Raw genomic sequence first — 22,090 nt, 5'->3', positions numbered from 1 at the left:
AACTAATTATTTTTTTAAAAAGATGCATTTTTACTATTAAATGTTAAAAATAGGTTGGTAAAAATAGAGAGTATTATAGGAGTGTGTAGACCCAATAAAAGTTATATAGCAACATAAGGTAGTTATAATATATATCTTATTTGTAAAGTATGTATTTAAAGATTAATTATTCTTTTATATAATAAATGATAGGCGGTAAGATTTTATCTGGATTCAGCAAATGCTTTTAGGAGCAAATTTTCGAGTGAGTTTGATGAGGCTTCGTTGATTCAAAGTTACACTTTATCACTTATTAGGCTATAAGATATGATAAAATAAAATACAAATGTAAGTGCTATTTTAGGAGGAATTGATTGAATGAGTAAAGTATTAGTTTTTGGACATAAAAACCCAGACACAGACACAATCACGTCTGCTATTGTATATGCCTATTTAAAACAGCAAATTGGTGAAGAAGCTGAGGCAGTACGTCTTGGAGATATTAATAATGAAACTCAGTTTGCATTAGATAAATTTGGTTTTGAAGCACCTCGTTTAATTTCTTCTGTAGTAGGGGAAGCGGACAAGGTAATTCTTGTTGACCACAATGAATTCCAACAATCAGCGGATGGTATTGAGGAAGTACAAATTATAGAGGTAATCGACCACCACCGTATTGCAAACTTCCAAACAGCAGATCCACTATACTATCGTGCTGAGCCAGTAGGTTGTACAGCAACAATTCTAAACAAAATCTTCAAGGAAAATGGTGTAGCAATACCAGCTAATATTGCTGGCTTAATGTTATCAGCAATTGTTTCTGATACATTACTTTTTAAATCACCAACTTGTACAGAGCAAGACGTAAAAGCTGGTGAAGAGCTAGCAAAAATTGCAGGTGTGGACGTTGCAGATTATGGATTAGCTATGCTAAAAGCAGGGGCTGACCTATCTGATAAATCACTAGAAGACCTTTTATCATTAGATGCGAAAGAATTCCAATTTGGTGAGTACAAATCAGTTGTAGCTCAAGTTAATGCAGTTGATATTAATGATGTACTTAATCGTCAAGAAGAACTAGAAATCCTATTAAATAAAAACGTTGCAGAAAACGGCTTAGATTTATTCTTCTTCGTTGTGACAGACATTTTAAATAATGATTCAACTGCTGTTGCAATTGGACAAGTAGCAGAAGCGGCAGCAAAAGGATTCGGTGCGGAACTCATTAACAACCGTGTTGTACTACCAGGTGTTGTTTCTCGTAAAAAACAAATTGTACCAGTATTAACGGAAGCACTAAAATAATAGGCAGAGGCTGGGACAAAAGAATTTTAGCCAAAGAAAACCCCGAACTACGAAATGTTCATTAATGTTTCGTAATAGTTCGGGGTTTCTGTTTAAATTGCTTAGTTCATTCGAAAATTATCCAGCTTTCATATTAATCGAGTTTTAATGGTTGTACTGCTGGGCCTTCAAGTACCTCACCCTTAGCGTTAAAGCGTGAACCGTGGCAAGGACAATCCCATGTCTCATCTGCTTCATTCCATTTCGTTTTACAGCCTAAATGGGTGCAAGTCGGTGCTTTGGCGTTCTTCATATAACCAGCTATATATTCCTTTGCAACAAAGCCCCCTACTTTAAGCATCTGCATGAATTGCGCGCCGAATTTTGTACGTGACGGTGAATAAAGGGCAATGGCACCATCCTCACTCTGTGCGCCTGTAATCAGGGTGGACAAGATGTCACCAGCGACAAAGGAATTGGAAATCCCCCATTTACGGTAGCCAGTAGCAATCAGTACATTAGGTAAGGAGTTTGTAATTCTTCCAACGTAAGGAACAATGTCAGGTGTTTCAATATCTTGAGCTGACCATCGATAAAGTGGCTGTTGTTCAAAGTGTTCCTTCATTTCATTGGAAATCGCTTCATAATACGGCTCCGTATGAACGGTTTCGCCAGCTATATGATTCGCTCCACCCATTACTAAATAATGTTCCTTGTCTACCGTGGCAGTCCGAATCGAACGGGAAGGGAAATCAACGGATAGATATTGCCCCTGCATCGTTTCGGAAATCTTACTAGCAATCATATAAGAGCGACTATTGGACAGTTTAAAAAGTTTGAGTCCTTTAAACGCCTCAATGGGATAATGCGAACACAAAATAAGCTTATTGTATTGAACCGACATATTTTTTTCGGTATGTAAGTTATTTTGTGATATGTTTAATTGCTGAACACGAGTATTGCTGTAAAGTCTTGCCCCCATTGCCTGTGCCTCTTTGACAAGGAAATTACTCACCTCTAAAGGATTTATTTGAGCTTGCTGTGACATACATAATGCTTTTGTGATAGGAAACGGTAGCTCTGTCTCAGAGGTAATTTTAGATTTAATATTTAAAACCTTATAGGCATTCCATTCTTTTAATAATTGTGCATAGCCTTCTTTTGTTTGACAGTACAACAGTGAGTCCACTGATCGAACACTGTGTGTCGGAAGTAATTGCCTAGCTTTCTCGATGGCTTGTTGGTTGAGCTGATAATAAAGCTGCGCCTCTTCTATAGATAGTTTTTCTAACAGATTCGCATAGACAATACTATGCTGTGCTGTTAATTTTCCTGTGGAATGCCCTGTCGTTCCGTGACCAAAATGGGTATTCGCCTCAAGTAGAACTACATCCACACCTGCTTTTGCTAAAGTATAGGCTGTATACAAACCTGTTAAGCCCCCACCGATAATACATACATCACAAGTTGTTGAGGAAGTAAGAGAAGCTAGCGAGACTGACTCGGTTGATGCGAGCCACAGAGATTGTGTCATATTGAAACCTCACATTGTTTTTATGTTCAGTATGTAGAAGGGCTTGAAAATTTATGCAGTGAAGCATAAATATTGCCTTGTGATTTGTTCTATCGCTACAATGAAGCAAAAGGAGTGAGTGTAATGAAAATTGAAATTTGGTCTGACTATGTATGTCCATTTTGTTATATTGGTAAAAAGCAATTAGAGAAAGCGATTGAAGATACTGGCTTTGGAGGGCAAGTGGAGTTTGTTTATAAAAGCTATCAATTAGATCCAACTACACCAGTAGAATCGACTAGTACTGTATATGAATCATTAGCCAAGAAATATGGAATGTCTTTAGAAAAGGCTAAGGAAATGACATTGGGCGTAACGGCACGTGCAAAAGAAGTGGGCTTAAACTACGACTTTAGCAATTTGATGGAAGAAAATACGCTAAAAGCACACCGACTTGTGAAATGGGCTGAACAACAGGGAGATGTTACAGCACTTGTGGAATTACTTTTACACAGCCATTTTATTGAAGGAAAGCGTATTGGCCAAGAAGACATTTTATTAGAGATAGCTGAGCAAGTAGGGCTACAGCGTGAAGCGGTTGCAAAGGTTCTTGCAAGTGACGATTATAAAAACGAAGTAGAAGTAGATATTCAAGAAGGTCTACAACTTGGTGTTCGTGGGGTACCATTTTTTGTCTTAAATCGTAAATATGGTATTTCAGGTGCTCAGCCACAGGAGGTATTTGAAGATACACTACGTAAAGTTGCTGAGGAAGAGGGTTTGCAACCAAAGTTAAAGATGGCTGGCTCTGATGATGAGGGTGTATGTACAGATGATAACTGTAAATTGTAGTTTACACAGAGGGGAGTAAAGCTTTATACCCCCTCTTGTTAGATGAATGAAAGAATCTTAACATAATATTTCAGTCAAAAGTCTGAGGAAAGTAACGTTGACATTTTAGGTGAAATTTTTTAAGATTAATATATATCTTGAATTCGAGATATTAGATTATGATGTTTAAGGGAGAATTTATATAATGAACGTTTTAGTAGTAAAAGCTAACAACCGTCCAGACGGTATTTCAACAAAAATGTATGATACATTCATGGAAAATGTACAAGGCCTCAACGTTACAACTTTTGACGTATTTGCTGAAGATATGCCTTATTTTGGACAAGACCTTTTCAATGCATTTGGTAAAGTTCAAAATGGCGGTGAGCTAACAGACATCGAATCACGTCTTTTAGCTGCAAAACAAAAAGCAATGGACGCATTAACTGCAGCTGATATCGTTGTATTTGCATTCCCACTTTGGAACCTAACAATTCCAGCACCTTTACAAACATTTATCGACTATGTATACCAAGCTGGATTTACATTCAAGTATGGTGAAAATGGTCAATTAATTAGCTTAATGACTGACAAAAAAGCAATCATTTTAAATGCTCGTGGTGGCTACTACTCATCACCAGAAGCACAACCAATGGAAATGTCAGTAAATTACATTAAAAATGTAGCAGGTGGCGTATTCGGTATGGAAATTATCGAAGAAGTTATTATTGAAGGTCACAATGCTTCACCTGATAAAGCACAAGAAATTATTGCAAATGGCCTAGAAGAAGTGAAAAAAGTAGCTCAATCACTTCAAACTGTGAATGCATAAAAAATATTTTTTAATAAAAGTCCTCTCAAATTCGGGAGGATTTTTTTTATTTTGTGAACAGATGTATGGTGTGGTATGGAGGTCGGATATATTGATATTAATTAATTATTTAGAATTTACATTTACTAACATCCTGTTTGCGACGCAAGAATTAAAATGATAGTAATCTATGATTTTGGAGAAAAGTAATTAACCATTCTTTTAAAAATACATATAATCAGGACTATTTATTCAGTAAAAAATAGAATTAGTTTAATATAATAGGATTTGTAGGAAAATACTAGATTATTAAGGAGGTTGTTGTATGAATAAGAAATTAATAACTAATTTCTTGGCAATGTTACTCGTTCTATTCGCGTTTATACCATTTGGATTTTCTGCAGATGCTGCTTCCAATGATGTAACACGTGCAGATTATGTAAAAGAACTAGTAAAGAGCTTAGATGTAGAGATAGGTGATGGTTCTTCTCTTGCCTTTACCGATGTCTCTAAGGATTTAGCACCTTATGTAGAAAAGGCTGTGGAATTAAAACTTATTAAAGGTAAAACAGCAACTACATTTGGACCAAACGATAAACTAACACGTCAACAAGCATTTGTTATATCTGCTCGTGGACTAGTTAGTGAAAACGCTTCCCTTTCTATTTTAGAGCAATTTAAAGATGCAGACCAAATTGCAGAGGCATATAAACAAGATTTAGCTAACGCAGTTGCTGCAAACATTTTGCAAGCATTTGAGGATAATACCATTCGCCCTCGTGATTATGTGACGAAGGAGCAAATGGAAAGTATTGTGGAGCGCTTTGTAGCAGAATATAAAGCACCTTCAGCTGGAGTATCAGTAGACCTTCAGATTTTAGGGACAACAGATATCCATACAAATTTAGCTAATTATAATTACTATTTAGATGCTCCCTCAACGGAGGTTGGTTTAGCTAATACGGCTACATTAATTGAACAAGCGCGCGCTAAAAATCCAAATACATTGTTATTCGATAATGGGGATTTAATTCAAGGTACACCACTTGGCTCTTATAAAGCGTTAGAAAGTGTATTAAAGCCAGGGGAAGTGCATCCAGCTATCGCAGCACTTAATGCATTAAAATATGATGGTGGAACTTTAGGAAACCATGAATTCAACTATGGCCTAGACTTTTTAGATGAAGTATTAAACGATGCTAAATATCCAGTCGTAAATGCTAATACTTACGATGCAAAAACGAAAAAGCGTATGTATACACCGTATGTCATTCTTGATAAAGAAGTGGTCGATAGCTCAGGTAAAAAGCATACACTAAAAGTTGGTGTAACGGGAATCGTTCCAACAAAGATTGTTGAATGGGATGCCATTCATTTAGCAGGTAAAGTGGAAATGCAGGAGCCTGTTGAAGCAGTAAAAGAGGTAGTACCAGACATGCAGAAAGCTGGTGCAGATGTAATTGTTGTTCTTTCGCATTCAGGTATTGGTGGGGACACTTATGTGAAGGGTGCTGAAAATGTTGGTTACCAACTAGCAGAAATTGAAGGCATCGATGCTTTAATTACAGGGCATTCTCATTTAACATTCCCTGGTGACTATAAGGACTTGAAAGATGTAGATCAAGAAAAGGGTACGATTCACGGTGTACCGACTGTTATGGCGGGTAGCTATGGTAGTCACCTTGGTGTCATTGATTTAAAATTGGAACAACAAGGATCAGAGTGGGTAGTGGTAGACGGTAAAGGTTCATTGCAATCAATTAAGCAAGAAGGCTTAAAACCATCTGCAACAGTGCTAAAGGCTATTAAAGAAGCACATGAAGGTACATTAACATATATCCGTCAGCCTGTTGGAGAAACAACTGCACCAATCCATAGCTATTTCTCAATGGTACAAGATGATCCTTCTATTCAAATCGTAACACAAGCACAAAAATGGTTTATTGAACAGGAGTTAAAAGGTACTGCTGATGAAAAGACACCTCTTCTTTCTGCTGGAGCACCTTTCAAAGCAGGCTCTCGAAATAACCCACTAGATTACACAAACATTCCTGTGGGACCACTTGCCATTAAAAATATGGCGGACATCTATCATTATGATAATACTGTTGCTACTATTAAAGTGACAGGTGCTCAAGCAATTGAATGGTTAGAAATGGCTGCGGGTATTTTTGCAACAATTGATTCGAATAAAACAGAAGAGCAAAATATTATCGATTCAGAAGCACGTTCTTATAATTTTGACGTGTTGGATGGCTTAACGTATCAAATTGATGTATCATCACCAGCAAAATATGATCGCCGTGGTATCCTTGTTGATGAGAAGGCAAACCGTATTAAAAATGTACAATATAATGGTAAGCCAATCGATCTAAAACAAGAATTCATCATTATTACAAACAATTATCGTGTTGGTGGATCATATGGGGCAACATTTAAAAATGCTGATGGCTCTAATATTACTAACTATGCGTATGAAAATCGCCAAGCTGTAGTTGATTATATTATGGCGAATAAAACAATTAATCCTGCTGCGGATAATAACTGGTCATTTGTGCCGTTCCCAGCTAATACAAAGGTTATTTACCTATCTGCAAAAGATGCACAAAAGTTCATTCCTGCAGGTAGTAGCATCGAATATTTAGCAGAAACAGAAGCTGGATTCGCTAAATATTTAATTAAATAACGGTTTATGAAAAGGAGAGTACGATTTAATCGCTACTCTCCTTTTTATGTCTGTTAAATGAATGGTACCGTGTGCCCTGATAAGTTAAAATGCCGAAATCCCCGTCTACTAGCAGTCCATAGTCGTGCCCATTCATTTTTAGTTCATGACGCTCTCCGTTTAGTTCTTCAAACGTTACATAATAGGACGTAGATGCTCCAGTATTATTAGAGCCTCCACGTATATTTGTACGTTTTGTCACAACCTTAGCGGGTACCGTTAAAATGGGAGAACTGTTGTTTTTAGACCAGCTGATAATGCCTTTCACAACTATGAAGGCAATGCTGCCGAAAACAATGAAAAAGATAATTGTTATAAAAACGGAACCAAATAAAAATTGATCGTCAAACCAGGGCATCTAAATTACTCCTTTCCTTTGGTGTTGAGGTGATTCTTACAGAAGATTTAACTCTAGATCAACAAGAATATCTATTTCATCACTGATTAAAACGCCGCCTGTTTCTAGAAACGTATTATAGACTAGATTAAAATCGCGACGATCAATTTGTGTCTTTGCTTGAAAGCCAAATACTTCTTGTGCCCATGGATTGACACCTTTTCCTGTATATACTGTTGTAAATACAATGGGCCTTGTTATGTTTTTGATAGTTAAATCCCCATGAATTGCAAATTTTCTTTCATGAAGTTGATCAATGTATGTAGAAGTAAATATGATTTTTGGATAGACGTCTGCATCAAAAAAATCGGGAGAAACGAGATGGACATCACGATCATGATTTTTGGTAGAGACACTAGCCACGGCAATAGTAAATGAAATGTTTGCCTTCTGCATTTGTTCAATATCTGCTGCAACTATCTCAGCATTGTACGCTTCGAATGTTCCGTGAATACGGGAAATCATCATATGTCGCACAGAAAAGCCAATTGTTGAATGACTGAAATCAATAGTGTATTTTTTCATTTGAAAACCCCCTAAAACAGCATTCTACAACGAATGATAAAGTAAATAATTTGCTTATTCAATGAGTTTTTCATAAATGTGGAAATGTAGACACTTTTATAAAAGTGTCATGTTGTTGAAATAAGATCATGTCAATAGCAAAAAAAGACTTTTTGGCAAGGCGAGGGGTTGATTTCCGTTCCGCCAGCGTCCTTTCCAGGGGGCGTCCGCTGAGCCGCTTCACTCACTTCCGTTCGCTCCAGGGTCTCAGCTGTGACGCTAAATCCCCTAGGAGTGACGCTGGCTCCACTCCAATCAACCATTTGGCAAAAGTGCCTTTTCCTTCTCTTTCATACGAGCCGTAACAATCAAAATAGCTCCTTATTTGTACGATGAGAGAAAGGATAGCTCCTTATTTTCAACGTGAAGAAGTGCTGAGTGACAACCCCTCTCCAGAAAGAGTAGTGAATACTTTCACTTTATTTGCCTTTACTAAAAAGAAACATTTTTATGGATTGGAGTGGAAGGCTACTTGACTCCCGTGGGATAGCGAGACTGGCGAGCCCCTGCACGGAGCGGTAGCGGAGGAAGCGGCTCGGCGCTCGCCCACAGGAAAGCAAGTAGCCTGCAACGGAAATCCATTTTCACCTTTCACAAAAAATCTATAGATCGTTTTGTTTTTCAACACTATGACACTTTTATAAAAGTGTAATCTGTGAACATCGTAGTCATATTCTTATAAAGATGGGCATTTTATTGTTAGCAGGTGATCTAAAAAATTCCCTCTATAAATTGAAAAAAATGAGATTGAAGTTACTTTTAGTAATTTAATATAAAAAAGTTAATTGATTATTTTATGTAAATAAGTTACTTCAAATTTACATTTACTACATTAATCGTTACAATAGTTACATAGAGGTGAAAAATTATGAATGAGACAACTTTATGTCCTCGTTTAGCAAAAGCAATGGATTTAATCGGAAAACGATGGACGGGGTTAATATTATATCAATTACTAGATGGACCACAGCGTTTTAATGAAATCGAGTCTGCCTTACCTGTCAGTGGGCGCTTATTATCAGAACGCTTAAAGGAACTTGAGAAAGAAGGGCTTGTTGAACGCAAAGTATATTCCGAAGTTCCTGTACGCGTAGAGTATTCTTTAACAGATAAAGGTCGAGCATTAGAAGGCGCTATCCGCAATATAGAAACATGGGCAAGTAGTTGGCTCTAACATGAACAGATTGTTCTACTAGTAAATAAACTGGTTTTAATATCGTGCCAAAAACGACACTTGGAATGACTGTCAATTTTCTTTATAATATTCATCATCTCTGCACAGGTCTTACCTGTCATATAATATGAGATAAAAATACCCTTCATTTTACTTGTCAAATTGGGGTTCTAAATCCATACTGGTGTAGAGTAAGAAGGACGTTAGAAAGGAATTAGCTCTCATGACAAAAGAACAATGGGCGAAGGATTTAGCAAAAAATATTAATCCTGCCAATATTAAGTTAGATGAATCTTTACAGCAATATACAATGACAAAATTAGGTGGCAAAGCAGATGTTTTTGTTCTTCCTGAAACAGAAGAAGAGGCAGCATCAGTTATTCGCTATGCATATATAAATAATATTCCTTTATTAATGTTAGGCAACGGCTCAAATATGGTTGTTCGTGATGGCGGTCATAGAGGAATCGTTGTAACATTCTCAAGTCTGGATGAGATTCGTATTAATGGTGAGCATGTTTACGCACAAAGTGGTGCACTAATCAAAGATGTATCGAAGCTATCAGCGCAAGCCTCTTTAACTGGTTTCGAATTTGCTTGTGGTATTCCTGGATCAATTGGCGGAGCAATGGCTATGAATGCAGGTGCTTATGGCGGTGAGATTAAGGATATTATTGTTTCATCTAAGGTGTTAACGAGAGAAGGAAACATTTTAATATTATCCAAAGAAGAGCTTGAGCTCGGCTATCGACAAAGCATAATTGCCAAAAAAGGCTATTATGTGTTATCCTCTGAATTTCAATTGGCGGTAGGGGTGCAAAAAGAAATTGATGCGAAGATTGCTGATTTAACGTTCCAACGCGAATCAAAGCAGCCTTTAGAATACCCATCTGCTGGAAGTGTCTTCAAACGCCCACCAGGTCATTTTGCAGGTAAACTTATTCAAGATAGTGGCTTGCAAGGCCAAGGTGTAGGTGATGCAGAAGTCTCTACCAAGCATGCAGGTTTTATTGTCAATAAAGGTAATGCCACTGCTACTGACTATATTGAAACAATCCGAATGGTCCAACGCGTTGTTAAGGAAAAATTTGGTGTTGAATTAGAGACAGAAGTTAAAATTGTTGGTGACGATCTATAATATCACGCCCTTCGTTTAAGTCGAAGGGCGTTTTTTTAGGAGTGAGGATGAAATGAAATTTATATCATGGAATGTTAATGGAATACGAGCATGCTTAGGTAAAGGCTTTTTAGAATTCTTTCATCAAATGGAAGCAGATTTCTTTTGTATCCAAGAAACAAAATGTCAGGCTGGACAAGTAGAGCTTGCTCTTGAAGGATATGAGCAGTATTGGAATTATGCACAGAAGAAAGGGTATTCAGGAACCGCTATATTCACTAAGCATACCCCGTTGTCTGTTAAGTATGGAGTGGGGGAGGAAGACACTCAGGATGAAGGTAGAATTATTACATTAGAATATGAAAACTTCTATTTAGTGAATGTCTATACTCCGAATGCACAGCGCGATTTAGCCAGATTACCTCTCCGCTTAGATTGGGAGGACCGTTTAGCAAGCTATCTACAAAAACTGAATAGTAAGAAGCCTGTAGTCTATTGTGGTGACCTAAATGTTGCACACACTGAAATTGATTTGAAAAATGCAAAGTCTAATATAGGAAATTCAGGATTTACATATGAAGAGCGAGCGAAATTCTCAGAGTTATTAGCAAGTGGTTTTGTAGATTCTTTTCGCTATAAGCATCCTGATGAAACTGACCATTACACATGGTGGTCCTATATGAATAAAGTACGTGAACGCAATATTGGTTGGCGTATTGATTACTTTGTTGTTTCTGATCTATTAAAGAATCAAATTGATATTGCAACAATCCACCCACACATTATGGGCAGCGATCACTGCCCAATTGAATTACAATTACATGTCTAGTGCTAAGAAATCGTATTTTCATGGAGAAAATACGATTTTTTTATGGTTGTTCTAGAAAATTAATAGGGGTTGCTTCGCTCAAAAGTGAAAGCAAAGCGTTGAGGGAACCACTAAAGGGTAGCATCGAAGTGCTCATAAAATAGGAGACCGTAAGCCAAAATCTATGAAACCAACACAAGATAACCTTCTCACATAGAGTCATATCTTCCTCTATAGGAAAATATGATTTTTCAAAACGGTTCAGTAGCCTTCAAAATTCTTATTGTTTATACTATTTTAATAGCGGATTGATATAAAATTTTGTATTTAAAGAAGATTTTTTATACATAACATACGGAAATTCGCTAAAAAATTTGCTCGTTAAAACGGGTTTGGGAAGGTAAAACGTGAATATAGTGCAAGGAGGGGGTTATGCAGTGGGAAAGAGAAAGTTTAGGTGGAAAAAGTGGCTCATTGTTTTTGCTGGGGTATTAGCTGCTTTGGCTGTTGTGACTTTTATTGGGTTTACATGGTTTATGAATAAATCCAAGCCAGTAATTGATGGTGAGTTAGTTGTTACTATTCTGGATCAGGATGTGACGGTCACAAGGGATGATAAAGGGGTTCCGCATATTTTGGCTGAAACAGATGCCGATCTGTATCGTGCACAAGGTTATGTCCAAGCGCAAGATCGACTGTTTCAAATGGATTTAGCACGAAGACAGGCAAGTGGTCGATTATCTGAAATCATTGGGGAAGCAACCGTTAATACGGACAAGCACTTCCGTACGTTCAGTTTACGTGATGCGGCGGAGAAATCATTAGCAGCTTATGATGAAGAAAGTAAGCAAGTACTAGAATGGTATGCTGAAGGGGTAAATGCTTTTATTGCACAGGCGAAGGAAAACAATACCTTAAGCTATGAATTTGCTTTGTTAGGCTATGAACCTGAGGAATGGACGGTTGTTGATTCCTTAACGATAGGTAAATATATGGCTTATGATTTGGGCGGAAATTGGAATACATTAGCCTTCCGTCACTGGGCATTACAAAACTTTGATGAAGCAAAGGCGAAGGAATTATTTATTAAATATCCTGAAAATGCTTCGTCCATTATCGAGGCCAATATCCAAACTCCTGTAGCAGTGGCAGGGCAGTTTAGTGCAGATTTATTACCAAATGAATTTAATGGTAGTAATAACTGGGTTGTTTCTGGGGATAAAACGAAATCTGGAAAACCGATTTTAGCAGATGACCCACATTTAGGGTTAAGTACACCTTCTATTTGGTATCAAATGCACCTACAATCCCCACAACAAAATGTCAGTGGTGTTATTTTTGCAGGAATTCCAGGTATTATTTTAGGTCATAATGATGAAATTGCCTGGGGTGTTACGAATGTGGGGCCAGATGTACAGGATCTATATATTGAAATACCAAATCCGGATGACCCAACACAATTCCGCTATGATGGTCAGTGGGAGCAAGCGGAGGTACGTGATGAGCCAATCAAGGTGAAGGATGGTGAAACGGTAGATTTTGACGTCGTTGTCACGCGTCACGGCCCTATTATGACAGATTTAGCTTTTAAGGATACTGAGCCCACAGCACAATTTTCGATGCAATGGACAGCGCTTCAACCTACAGCGGAATTGAGAGCGGTGCTTGGGTTTAATAAGGCAAAATCTTGGGAGGACTTTGAAAAAGCATTAGAAGATTTTAAGGCACCAGCTCAAAACTTTGTTTTTGCCTCAAAGGATGGCACTATTGCCTATAAAGCTAATGGTCAAATACCTATTCGTAAGCAAGGTGATGGACAATTACCAGTGCCAGGTGATTCTAGTGACTATGGCTGGGAAGATTTTATTCCTTGGGATAAACTACCGACTGTAGTGAATCCAAAGGAAGGCTTTATTGCAACGGCGAATAACCAAGTCATTGGAGAGGACTATCCTTATCACATCACGGATTTCTGGGCGCAGCCTTATCGTTTCGAGAGAATTAAAGAAGTGCTAGAGGAAAATGATGGAATTACAGTAGAAGATATGATGGATTTGCAAATGGATCAGCATAATCTTTATGCAAGAGAGTTTCTACCCGATTTATTAACATCTATAAAAGCGAAAGAGCAGGATGGTCAGTACACAGAGATTATTGCTATGTTAGAGGATTGGGATATGGTAGATGCAAAGGAATCAGGTGCCCCCCTTGTCTTCCATACACTTATGATTAAGTTACAGGAAGTGTTGTTTAAGGATCAAATGCCTGAAGATATGTATGACATCATGTATGGGAAGTTTAATATTACAGACCAACTCTTACGTACAGCATATGCAGGAGAGAAAAGCATTTGGATTGAGGAGCAGGGTGGTGTGGATGAGACAGTTTATAAGGCATTCGAGCTGACAATTGCACAATTACAAGATCAATTCGGCAAAAATGCAGCGAAGTGGCAATGGGGTGATTACCATCAGCTTACGTTTGATCATACATTGGGTAGTGCCTCACCAATTCTTGCCGCTTACTTTAATGCTGAAAAGGTTCCAATCGGGGGATCGAAGGTTACTGTACAAGCAGCAGATAATGATTTAGCTGGTAATGTAAATCATGGTGCATCTTGGCGTTTTGTGGTAGATGTAGGAGATTTAAGCTCAGCCTATCATATTGTTGGTCCTGGTCAGAGCGGGCACGTAAAGTCTGATTGGTACCAGGATCAAGTGCTTGATTGGGCGAATGGTGATTATCATCAAACGTTTGTGAAACAAGAAGATATAAAAGGAAAAACATTACAATTAAAGGCACAGTAATAAAAAGGTTAGCGTACATAATAAGTGCGCTAACTTTTTTTATTAAAAATTACAATGATATAGATCATTAACATTCAAATATTCGTTTGAATATGATGGAATAATATGTTATATTGATTACAATCAAACGAATATTTGAATGAGGTGAGAAAATGCCAAAAGAAATATGTGAGGTGACGCATGTACATGAAGAAGCGGTCACGAAGGTACAACAACAAATGCCTGATTTGTCAGGTGTAGCAAAATTTTTAAAAGCATTATCTGATGAAACAAGACTTAAAATTGCCTATGCCTTAACAGTAGAAGATGAATTATGTGTTTGTGATGTTGCAACTATTATTGGGTCATCAGTAGCGACAGCATCCCATCATTTACGATATTTAAAAGAAAATAATTTAGCCAGATCACACCGTATAGGAAAGCAAATGTATTATTCTTTAGCAGATGAGCATATATACCAAATTGTAACAATTGCCTATGAACATGCGAAAGAGGGGATTGCCAATGGCAGCGACACCAACTAAACAAGAATACAGGCTACAAAATCTATCCTGCGCCAGCTGTGCGGCGAAATTTGAGAAGAATGTAAAGGCTATACCTGCTGTACAGGATGCACAAGTTAATTTTGGCGCTTCTAAAATTACTGTAATCGGCCCTATTAGTGTCGATCAAATTGAAGAAGCAGGTGCCTTTGATGGCATTAAGGTTACCCAATCAGCAGCAAGAACACTTGACAATGCTACCCCTTTTTACCGTAAAAAAGAGAATGTTCTAGCTGGTATATCTTTGCTTTTTGTTATTTTAGGTTATCTATTTGTTAGTATGCTAGAGGAATCACATCCGCTACCGATAGCGATGTTCATATTAGCGATCCTTGTGGGTGGAGTTGGCATTTTTAAAATAGGCTTCCGAAATCTAGCGCGCTTTGAATTTGATATGAAAACGCTTATGACGATTGCCATTATTGGCGCTGCTATTATTGGCGAATGGGAAGAAGCGGCTGTTGTCGTCTTTTTATTCGCTGTGAGTGAGGCGCTTGAAGCGTATTCAATGGATAAAGCTCGTCAGTCCATCCGTCAGTTAATGGATATAGCTCCACCAACAGCTATTATTAAAAGAGCTCACGGAGAACACTTCCATGAGATGGAACTACCAACAGAAGACATTGAGATAGGTGATATTTTAATTGTCAAGCCAGGGCAAAAGATTGCGATGGATGGGATTGTGATTAGCGGGTTGTCTGCAGTCAACCAAGCAGCCATTACAGGTGAATCGATTCCTGTTAATAAAACAGTAAATGATGAAGTATTTGCTGGGACTCTTAATGAAGAGGGTGCGCTCGAAGTACGTGTGACAAAGCGTGTGGAAGACACAACCATTGCCAAAATTATTCATCTGGTAGAAGAAGCACAGGCAGAAAAAGCACCTTCTCAGCAATTTGTTGATCGCTTTGCAAAATATTACACACCAGCCATCATGATTATTGCTTTTCTAGTAGCTGTTATTCCACCATTATTAGTAGGTGACTGGCAGCACTGGATTTACCAAGGTTTAGCTGTTTTAGTTGTAGGATGTCCTTGTGCACTTGTTGTCTCTACACCAGTTGCCATTGTAACGGCAATTGGGAATGCTGCAAGGCAAGGTGTACTTATTAAAGGCGGTGTTCATTTAGAACAATTAGGACATATTGAAGCTGTAGCCTTTGATAAAACAGGTACATTAACTGAGGGACAACCAGCAGTAACGGATATTGTGACAACAGATAACTGGTCAGAGGACTATGTATTACAACTAGTGGCAGCAGTAGAAAAGCAGTCTCAGCATCCTTTGGCTAAAGCTATTTTAAAAAAATCGCATGATAAAAATTTACCAGAGTTAGTACCAACAGATTTCCAATCAGTAACAGGTAAGGGTGCGTATGCTACAGTAGACAATCAGATTATTTATGTAGGCAGTATGAAATGGATAGTGACATTAACTACTGTAGATAAAAAAATTGAAAATCAAGTTAAAAAATTGCAAGAACAGGGTAAAACAGTAATAGCAGCTGTTTCGAATAGCCAATTTATTGGGCTTATTGGAATTGCTGATCAATTGCGCCATGAAAGTAAGGACGTATTACAAAAATTAAATGCCTTGAAAGTAAAGCATATGGTGATGTTAACAGGTGATGCAGAACCCACAGCACAAGCTATTGCTACTTCATTAAAGATGACAGATGTGCGCGCTGGTTTATTACCAGAGGAAAAATTAATGGCGATTAAGGATTTACGTGCACAATTTGGTGCTGTAGCGATGGTAGGGGACGGGGTAAACGATGCACCAGCATTAGCAACTGCAAATGTAGGAATTGCCATGGGTGGAGCAGGAACAGATGCAGCTCTTGAGACGGCGGATATTGCCTTAATGGGTGACGATCTAACCAAACTTCCGTATACCATTGGCTTGAGCAGAAAAACATTACGCATCATTAAAGAGAATATTATATTTGCCCTAGTTTTAAAATTAATTGCGTTGTTGCTTGTCATTCCAGGATGGCTGACATTATGGATAGCAATTTTTGCGGATATGGGTGCTACGCTATTAGTTGTATTTAATTCTTTAAGACTAATTAGAGCAAAAAAGTAGTATGTAAGGTGTAGTTATGTAAAATAAGGTAGGAAATTAATCTCACGCTAACGCTATGAATTTTATGCGAATAGATGCTACTAGGGATTCTTGAAAAAGCATTTTTAAAAGGCTATTATAGTTTCAGGAGTAATGTAACAATTAAATATAAATGAGGCGAAAGTTTGAATATGTCAGATCCTATTTTAGTAAATGTTACAGAAGAGATTGTGCGTGGTTTAGTAAGCTTTTTACTACGAGGACCAGAATATCAAACATTTTGTAAATGCGAAATCTGTGAATTCGACACGGTGGCACTTACACTAAATGCATTGCCAAGTAAGTATGTTACATCTATGGAAGCCAGAGATGAGGCATTTAAAGAAATGAATACTCCTGAAAGTATTGAGCGCATCAACAAAGAGATTATTCATGCGTTACATGTGGTAAATAAGTATCCTCGACACAAAGTAGAGCCTACTTCTTAATAGAAGAGGCTCTTTTTAAGTTGGAGAAGAAGTGTTTTTCTGACATATGTATTTTCAGTTAACTTTTAAGCCAAGCTTGTAGTAAACTAGAGAGTAAGAAAAGGAAAGAGAGGGAAAAGGATATGCCAACACCTAGTATGGAAGACCATATCGAACAAATATATTTATTAATCGCCAACAAAGGATATGCGCGTGTGTCTGACATTGCTGAAGCATTATCTGTACTTCCTTCTTCTGTTACAAAAATGGTTCAAAAATTAGATAAAGATGGTTATTTAGTTTATGAAAAATACCGTGGACTGACATTGACGCCTAAAGGAGAAAAGCTTGGCAAGCGTCTTGTGCAGCGCCATGAATTGCTCGAGCAGTTTTTACGAATGATTGGTGTGGATGAAGAGCGTATTTATGATGATGTTGAGGGAATTGAACATCATTTAAGTTGGAATTCAATCGATCGTATTGCAGATCTTGTGCAAGTAATGGAAGAGAATCCAGACATCGTGAAAAAATTAGAGGCATCTAAGACACAGCATAATCTTTAAAATGATGGTGTGAAGGAAAGGAAGACAATATGAACGCATTACAATCAGGTGAAGTTGTTACATTAACGGTATTAGAGCAACAAGCATCGAAATGGATTTTAACAAATGGAGTGGAAGAACTCCCTTTAAATGCTTCAGAGGTAACAGAGCCACTAGCAGTAGGTGATCGCCTTGAAGTATTTTTATTTGTAGATCGTCGTGGTGATTTGGCTGCTACAACGGCTATTCCAGCTTTTACTCAAGGAGAATATGGCTGGGCTCGTGTCTTGAAAGTGGTTGAACGTGAAGGTGCTTTTGTAGATATTGGTACATCTCGTGAGGTTTTAGTAAGAGCAGAGGATTTACCAGCAGTAAAAGAGTTGTGGCCAGAACCAGGTGACCATGTATTTATGACATTGCGTACGGATCAAAATGGTGATTTATTTGGACGTTTGGCAACGGAAGAAAAAGTGACAGAACTATATGAAGGTGCACTAGAAGATATGCACAATAAAAACATTCAGGCACGTCCATATCGTTTGTTACCAGTTGGCACATTTTTACTAGGGGTAGAAGCGCCTTACCGTATTTTTGTTCATGAATCAGAGCGCAATGCAGAGCCTCGATTAGGGCAAGATGTAGTTGTACGGATTATCGACGTAAAAGAGGATGGTTCGATGAATGGCTCCCTTTTACCAAGAAAGCATGAACGACTTTCAAATGATGCACAGCAAATATTGACTTATCTACAAGATGTGGGCGGCAAAATGCCATTTGGTGATAAATCATCCCCTGAAGAGGTTCAAGAAATGTTCAATATGAGTAAAGGGGCATTTAAACGTGCACTAGGAACACTCATGAAGGCTGGTAAAATAAAGCAACAAGACGGTTGGACTGAAGAAGTTTAGTGGAAAATTCACTTGCTAGAATTGCATTACCACAGAAAAAGTGACGAGAGACATCTGAAACCTTCTCGTCTTTTTTTCGTACTAATAATTGTATAGTGGCATACATTATACAGGCTAATAGATGTTTTAGCGAAAGGGGTCACACGATTTGAAAAAAACATGGATTAAAATACTAACAGCTACAATGTTGGTATTTGGAGTGATGGCACCAGCAACAGGGTTTGCATCTGATAATACGCCTCCAAAAGCAATTGATGAAAAATTGGGCGTACCTATCGTCGTATATGGAGCAAATTTATCTGAGGCTGAAAAAGAATCTGTCAAAAAATCATTAAAAGTAAGTGAAGAACCTGAAATCGAAGAAATTACTGTGTCTGGTGAGGATCTAGTAAAATACATTAAAGATAGTAATTCAAGCTCTCGTATGTATTCTTCTGCGAAAATTACACGTAGAGATACGGGAAAAGGTTTAGTTATAGAGATTGTAACGCCATCTAATATTACGCAGGTAACTTCTGAAATGTACGCGAATGCGATGCTTACGGCAGGAATTCAAGATGCAACGGTACAAGTAGCTGCGCCAAAAGCTGTTACGGGACATTCAGCGCTAGTAGGTATTTACAAGGCATATGAGGTTACAACAGGCGAAACGCTTGATATTGAGCGTACCGATGTTGCCAACGAAGAATTATCAGTGGCTACATCTATTGCAGAATCTGCAGGGGTAGATGATGCTAAGGTTGCAGAGTTACTGACAGAAATTAAAAAGCAAATTGCGGAATTGAAGCCAACAACACGTGAAGAAGTAGAAAAAATCGTACAAGAGCAATTAAACAAACTTGAAATTAATTTAAGTGAAAAGGACCGTCAATTGCTAGTAGATTTAATGAATAAAATCAGTAAACTAGACATTGATTTTAGTAAATGGTCTGAACAGTTAAATGATATTAGTAACACAATCCAAGAAAAATTCGGCTCACTAATGGAAGATAAAGGTTTCTGGGAAAGTGTGAAAAGTTTCTTTGCAAATCTAAAAGATACCATTTCTTCATGGTTTAACTAAAGTGTTATAGTCGTTAAAAAAAATCTGTAATACCTACTCAGTATGCTAGAGTGGGTGTTCAGATTTTTTTTGCATAACACAAAGAGTACACAAATTTTGTGAAAATATAAAAAGCTATGGTACTATGAAAAAAAGGAGTGGTGAGAAATGGAATTCCAATTACAGCAACTAGCGGAAAATCAATATGCATTTTTGAATGAGCAAGAAGGGGAAAAACTCGCAGAAATTACTTGGCAGCAAAATGGCTCAGTGATGGTAATGGATCACACATATGTATCAGATAAGCTCCGTGGTCAAGGTGTGGCCAAACAATTACTCGATCAAGCAGCATCGTATGCACGTGAAAAGGGTTATAAAATGGAGGCCGTTTGCTCCTATGTTGTAGCGGCATTTGAAAAATCAGATGCATATAATGACGTGAAACAATAAAAAATAAGGCAATCTGCTTTTGATTAAGCGGATTGCCTTTTAATTGCTAGAGCAAATCATGTAAGCAGCTCCTTACAGTAGAGTGACACTATAAATTAATACCGTTAAGAAGCTAGCTCCACCTAGTAATGCAGCCATATCTATCCAATCATAAGCTAAATCGAATTCTTTCATCCTAACCACTCTCCTATTTTTAGTATTAATTCATTAATTCCCTTTACTTGCCTTTTATAATCATAAATAGTTACAAAATTATGTTGAATGAAAAAATAGAAGGTTTTCAAGTGAGTTTTGGTAGGAGATGGAGTGTGATTGTCTGCAATAAAAACGAGACGAATTGTATTGAATAGCAGTATCATTACTAGATAAAAAAGCAAGTATAAGTCTTACATTTATATATATGCTAGAAGTTATAAAAAAATAATGTTTATTCTTCTAAGAATAGGGAAAAACTATATTACAGAGCTAGTTTTTATATTTTTAGGAGGTCATAGATCATGGCAAAACGAAAAGGAACAGGTGTTGTCCTTGCAGGTTTAGCGGGATTAGCAGCATCTTACTTAAGTAAAAAAGAGAATCGTGATAAAGCACTAACGATGTTTAATAGTATGAAAGCTAAATTCGAATCGTATCTCACATCTGGACCTAATATGGATGACAGAATTACAGAACGAGTTTCAACAGAGGTAGCAACAGAGGCGGGCACATCTCCAACTAAAATTGCTTCGAATGAAATGGTAGCAGAGGGTGGAGGACATACAGGTGTCCATTTCTATAACGAAGAAATTCAAGAAAAAGAAAAATAAAAACAAAACCTTCTCATTTAAGCATGAGAAGGTCTTTTGTGTGAAATAAGGATCGCTCCTGCAAAGAGCAAAAGGACGATTCCAGTAAATATAAAGCCGCTAATTGTACCAAGTGACAGCCAGCCTAATAAAGAAGAGCCTAAAACGACGCCAAGAGAGAAAAATGCATAGAAATAACCATACGCTTTTCCTCGTACTTCAGCAGTTGTAGAGTCAATTAGTAAGGAATTGACTGAAGGGAATAGGAAACCGAAACCGACGCCATAACAAGCCATCGCTATATAAAGTAAAGTGTTAGAATCAGCTTGACTAATTAATAATTGACTTATGCCCATTAACCCTATACCAACAGACAATGTTTTCAGAGGATCAACCTTATCAAAAATGCGGTTCGTTGGTAAAAGAAAAACAAGAACAGCAATTATACCAAATGTGCTCATTAAAGTACCGCTTAAACGAGAGTCATAGCCTAAAGATTGGACTTTGAGCGGAAGTAGATAAGCAATGACACCTTGAGAAAACATTAAGAAGAAGGCTCCTAAAAAGGCTTTTAATGTTCCCGTGTTCTTAAAAAAGACCCTTATCGGAATATATGTATTCGGTTCTGCTTTCTCTTTTTTTACTTGGTTTGCTTTCAGTAGAAAGAACGCAAGAATGCCTAATAGCAGCATAAAGCTTGCCGTGATATTGAAAACAAATGGGACACTTGTTCGACTTGCTAAAATACCACTAAAAGCAGGGCCTATAATGGCAGCAATACCAACAAATGCACCAGAAATAGCACTGCCCTTACCTCTTTTTTCTTGCTCAGTAGCATTTGCTAAAAATGTGAAGGCAGCAGGAACAATGAAGCCTGCAACAAGTCCATGGATAAAACGTACAATTAATAGTGCGATTGGCTCCTCTATTAAATTATATAGTGTTAACGATAAACCTGTTGTGAAAAGACCAACAATTAGTATGATAAAAGGTCCTTTACGATCTGTTAAAAAGCCTGAAATGATATTACCGAATGTATTGGAAAGTGAATACATACCCACTGCTAGACCAGTTAGAAATGCTGATGCTCCTAAAGATTCAGCATATGTACTCATAACAGGAAGCTGGGTAAAAAGGTCGAAAAACGAAAAGAAAATAATTACATAGATAAATTTCTTCATAGCTCCTCCGATGAAATAGAACATTATAGTAAGTTAGATTCGTAGTTCTATTATAACATTTCCAATACAAAAGGACGCCCAATAAGTTTTGACTTATT

The 22,090-nt window shown here is 37.5% G+C and carries 20 protein-coding genes; 16 read left to right on the top strand and 4 right to left on the bottom strand.

Going from position 1 to position 22,090, the window contains the following annotated elements:
* Positions 1-357 precede the first annotated feature (357 nt).
* The gene (locus MKY46_RS21300) at positions 358-1,284 is read left to right on the top strand and encodes a manganese-dependent inorganic pyrophosphatase (RefSeq protein WP_340835335.1); all 927 of its coding nucleotides are present in this window, start codon (positions 358-360) and stop codon (positions 1,282-1,284) included.
* Positions 1,285-1,417: 133 nt separating this feature from the next.
* Here the strand turns inward: MKY46_RS21300 and MKY46_RS21295 are convergent, their stop codons facing one another.
* The gene (locus MKY46_RS21295; RefSeq protein ID WP_340835333.1) at positions 1,418-2,797 is read right to left on the bottom strand and encodes an FAD-dependent oxidoreductase; all 1,380 of its coding nucleotides are present in this window, start codon (positions 2,795-2,797) and stop codon (positions 1,418-1,420) included.
* A gap of 123 nt (positions 2,798-2,920) precedes the next feature.
* Between MKY46_RS21295 and MKY46_RS21290 the strand changes: the two genes are divergently transcribed.
* The 3 genes from MKY46_RS21290 (at position 2,921) to MKY46_RS21280 (ending at position 7,104) form a co-directional block, all read left to right on the top strand.
* Complete coding sequence (locus tag MKY46_RS21290; protein ID WP_036119248.1) at positions 2,921-3,628, top strand: DsbA family oxidoreductase; 708 nt, start codon at positions 2,921-2,923, stop codon at positions 3,626-3,628.
* Positions 3,629-3,812: 184 nt separating this feature from the next.
* Entirely contained in the window at positions 3,813-4,439 is a 627-nt protein-coding gene (locus MKY46_RS21285) for an FMN-dependent NADH-azoreductase (protein ID WP_036119245.1), read from the top strand.
* Positions 4,440-4,743: 304 nt separating this feature from the next.
* Positions 4,744-7,104, top strand: coding sequence for a bifunctional 2',3'-cyclic-nucleotide 2'-phosphodiesterase/3'-nucleotidase (locus MKY46_RS21280; RefSeq protein ID WP_340809571.1), 2,361 nt, complete (start codon positions 4,744-4,746; stop codon positions 7,102-7,104).
* Positions 7,105-7,129: 25 nt separating this feature from the next.
* On the opposite strand, the gene MKY46_RS21275 is transcribed toward MKY46_RS21280, so the two are convergent.
* Together MKY46_RS21275 and MKY46_RS21270 are read right to left on the bottom strand one after the other, a co-directional pair.
* Complete coding sequence (locus MKY46_RS21275) at positions 7,130-7,501, bottom strand: DUF2500 domain-containing protein (protein ID WP_058844737.1); 372 nt, start codon at positions 7,499-7,501, stop codon at positions 7,130-7,132.
* Between the two features lie 36 nt (positions 7,502-7,537).
* A complete protein-coding gene (locus tag MKY46_RS21270; protein WP_340835330.1) occupies positions 7,538-8,065 on the bottom strand; it encodes a YceI family protein in 528 nt (175 codons plus the stop codon).
* A 907-nt stretch (positions 8,066-8,972) separates the two neighbouring features.
* On the opposite strand from MKY46_RS21270, the gene MKY46_RS21265 reads away from it, so the two are divergent.
* From MKY46_RS21265 to MKY46_RS21210, 12 genes are all read left to right on the top strand, one after another.
* Positions 8,973-9,278 (top strand): winged helix-turn-helix transcriptional regulator, encoded by a 306-nt coding sequence (locus MKY46_RS21265; RefSeq protein WP_036119224.1) that lies wholly within the window; start codon positions 8,973-8,975, stop codon positions 9,276-9,278.
* Positions 9,279-9,501: 223 nt separating this feature from the next.
* Entirely contained in the window at positions 9,502-10,416 is a 915-nt protein-coding gene (gene murB / locus MKY46_RS21260) for a UDP-N-acetylmuramate dehydrogenase (RefSeq protein WP_058844735.1), read from the top strand.
* Between the two features lie 52 nt (positions 10,417-10,468).
* Positions 10,469-11,224: an exodeoxyribonuclease III gene (locus tag MKY46_RS21255; RefSeq protein WP_036119219.1), complete on the top strand. Its 756-nt coding sequence runs from the start codon at positions 10,469-10,471 to the stop codon at positions 11,222-11,224.
* Positions 11,225-11,640: 416 nt separating this feature from the next.
* On the top strand, positions 11,641-14,010 hold the full coding sequence (locus MKY46_RS21250) for a penicillin acylase family protein (protein ID WP_340835326.1): 2,370 nt from the start codon (positions 11,641-11,643) through the stop codon (positions 14,008-14,010).
* 152 nt (positions 14,011-14,162) lie between these two features.
* Entirely contained in the window at positions 14,163-14,534 is a 372-nt protein-coding gene (locus tag MKY46_RS21245; protein ID WP_036119214.1) for an ArsR/SmtB family transcription factor, read from the top strand.
* Positions 14,515-16,638, top strand: a complete 2,124-nt coding sequence (locus tag MKY46_RS21240; protein WP_340809568.1) for a heavy metal translocating P-type ATPase — start codon at positions 14,515-14,517, stop codon at positions 16,636-16,638. Before MKY46_RS21245 ends, MKY46_RS21240 begins: the two co-directional genes overlap by 20 nt.
* 170 nt (positions 16,639-16,808) lie before the next feature.
* Complete coding sequence (locus MKY46_RS21235; RefSeq protein ID WP_369802788.1) at positions 16,809-17,105, top strand: late competence development ComFB family protein; 297 nt, start codon at positions 16,809-16,811, stop codon at positions 17,103-17,105.
* 122 nt (positions 17,106-17,227) lie between these two features.
* Entirely contained in the window at positions 17,228-17,647 is a 420-nt protein-coding gene (mntR, locus tag MKY46_RS21230) for a transcriptional regulator MntR (protein WP_036119205.1), read from the top strand.
* 29 nt (positions 17,648-17,676) lie between these two features.
* On the top strand, positions 17,677-18,534 hold the full coding sequence (locus MKY46_RS21225; RefSeq protein ID WP_340835324.1) for a CvfB family protein: 858 nt from the start codon (positions 17,677-17,679) through the stop codon (positions 18,532-18,534).
* A gap of 148 nt (positions 18,535-18,682) precedes the next feature.
* Positions 18,683-19,597: a DUF1002 domain-containing protein gene (locus MKY46_RS21220; protein ID WP_141904293.1), complete on the top strand. Its 915-nt coding sequence runs from the start codon at positions 18,683-18,685 to the stop codon at positions 19,595-19,597.
* A gap of 147 nt (positions 19,598-19,744) precedes the next feature.
* Entirely contained in the window at positions 19,745-20,026 is a 282-nt protein-coding gene (locus MKY46_RS21215) for a GNAT family N-acetyltransferase (protein ID WP_036119196.1), read from the top strand.
* A gap of 497 nt (positions 20,027-20,523) precedes the next feature.
* Entirely contained in the window at positions 20,524-20,832 is a 309-nt protein-coding gene (locus MKY46_RS21210) for a hypothetical protein (protein ID WP_141904295.1), read from the top strand.
* Between the two features lie 17 nt (positions 20,833-20,849).
* Here MKY46_RS21210 and MKY46_RS21205 read toward each other — a convergent pair whose 3' ends face one another.
* On the bottom strand, positions 20,850-21,992 hold the full coding sequence (locus tag MKY46_RS21205) for an MFS transporter (RefSeq protein ID WP_036119191.1): 1,143 nt from the start codon (positions 21,990-21,992) through the stop codon (positions 20,850-20,852).
* Positions 21,993-22,090: the final 98 nt, after the last annotated feature.

It is taken from the genome of Lysinibacillus sp. FSL M8-0355 (assembly GCF_038008985.1).
GTDB lineage: Bacteria > Bacillota > Bacilli > Bacillales_A > Planococcaceae > Lysinibacillus > Lysinibacillus fusiformis_D.
The sequence above is the reverse complement of the archived record's forward strand: the minus strand, read 5'-3'. Positions and strand labels throughout refer to the sequence as shown.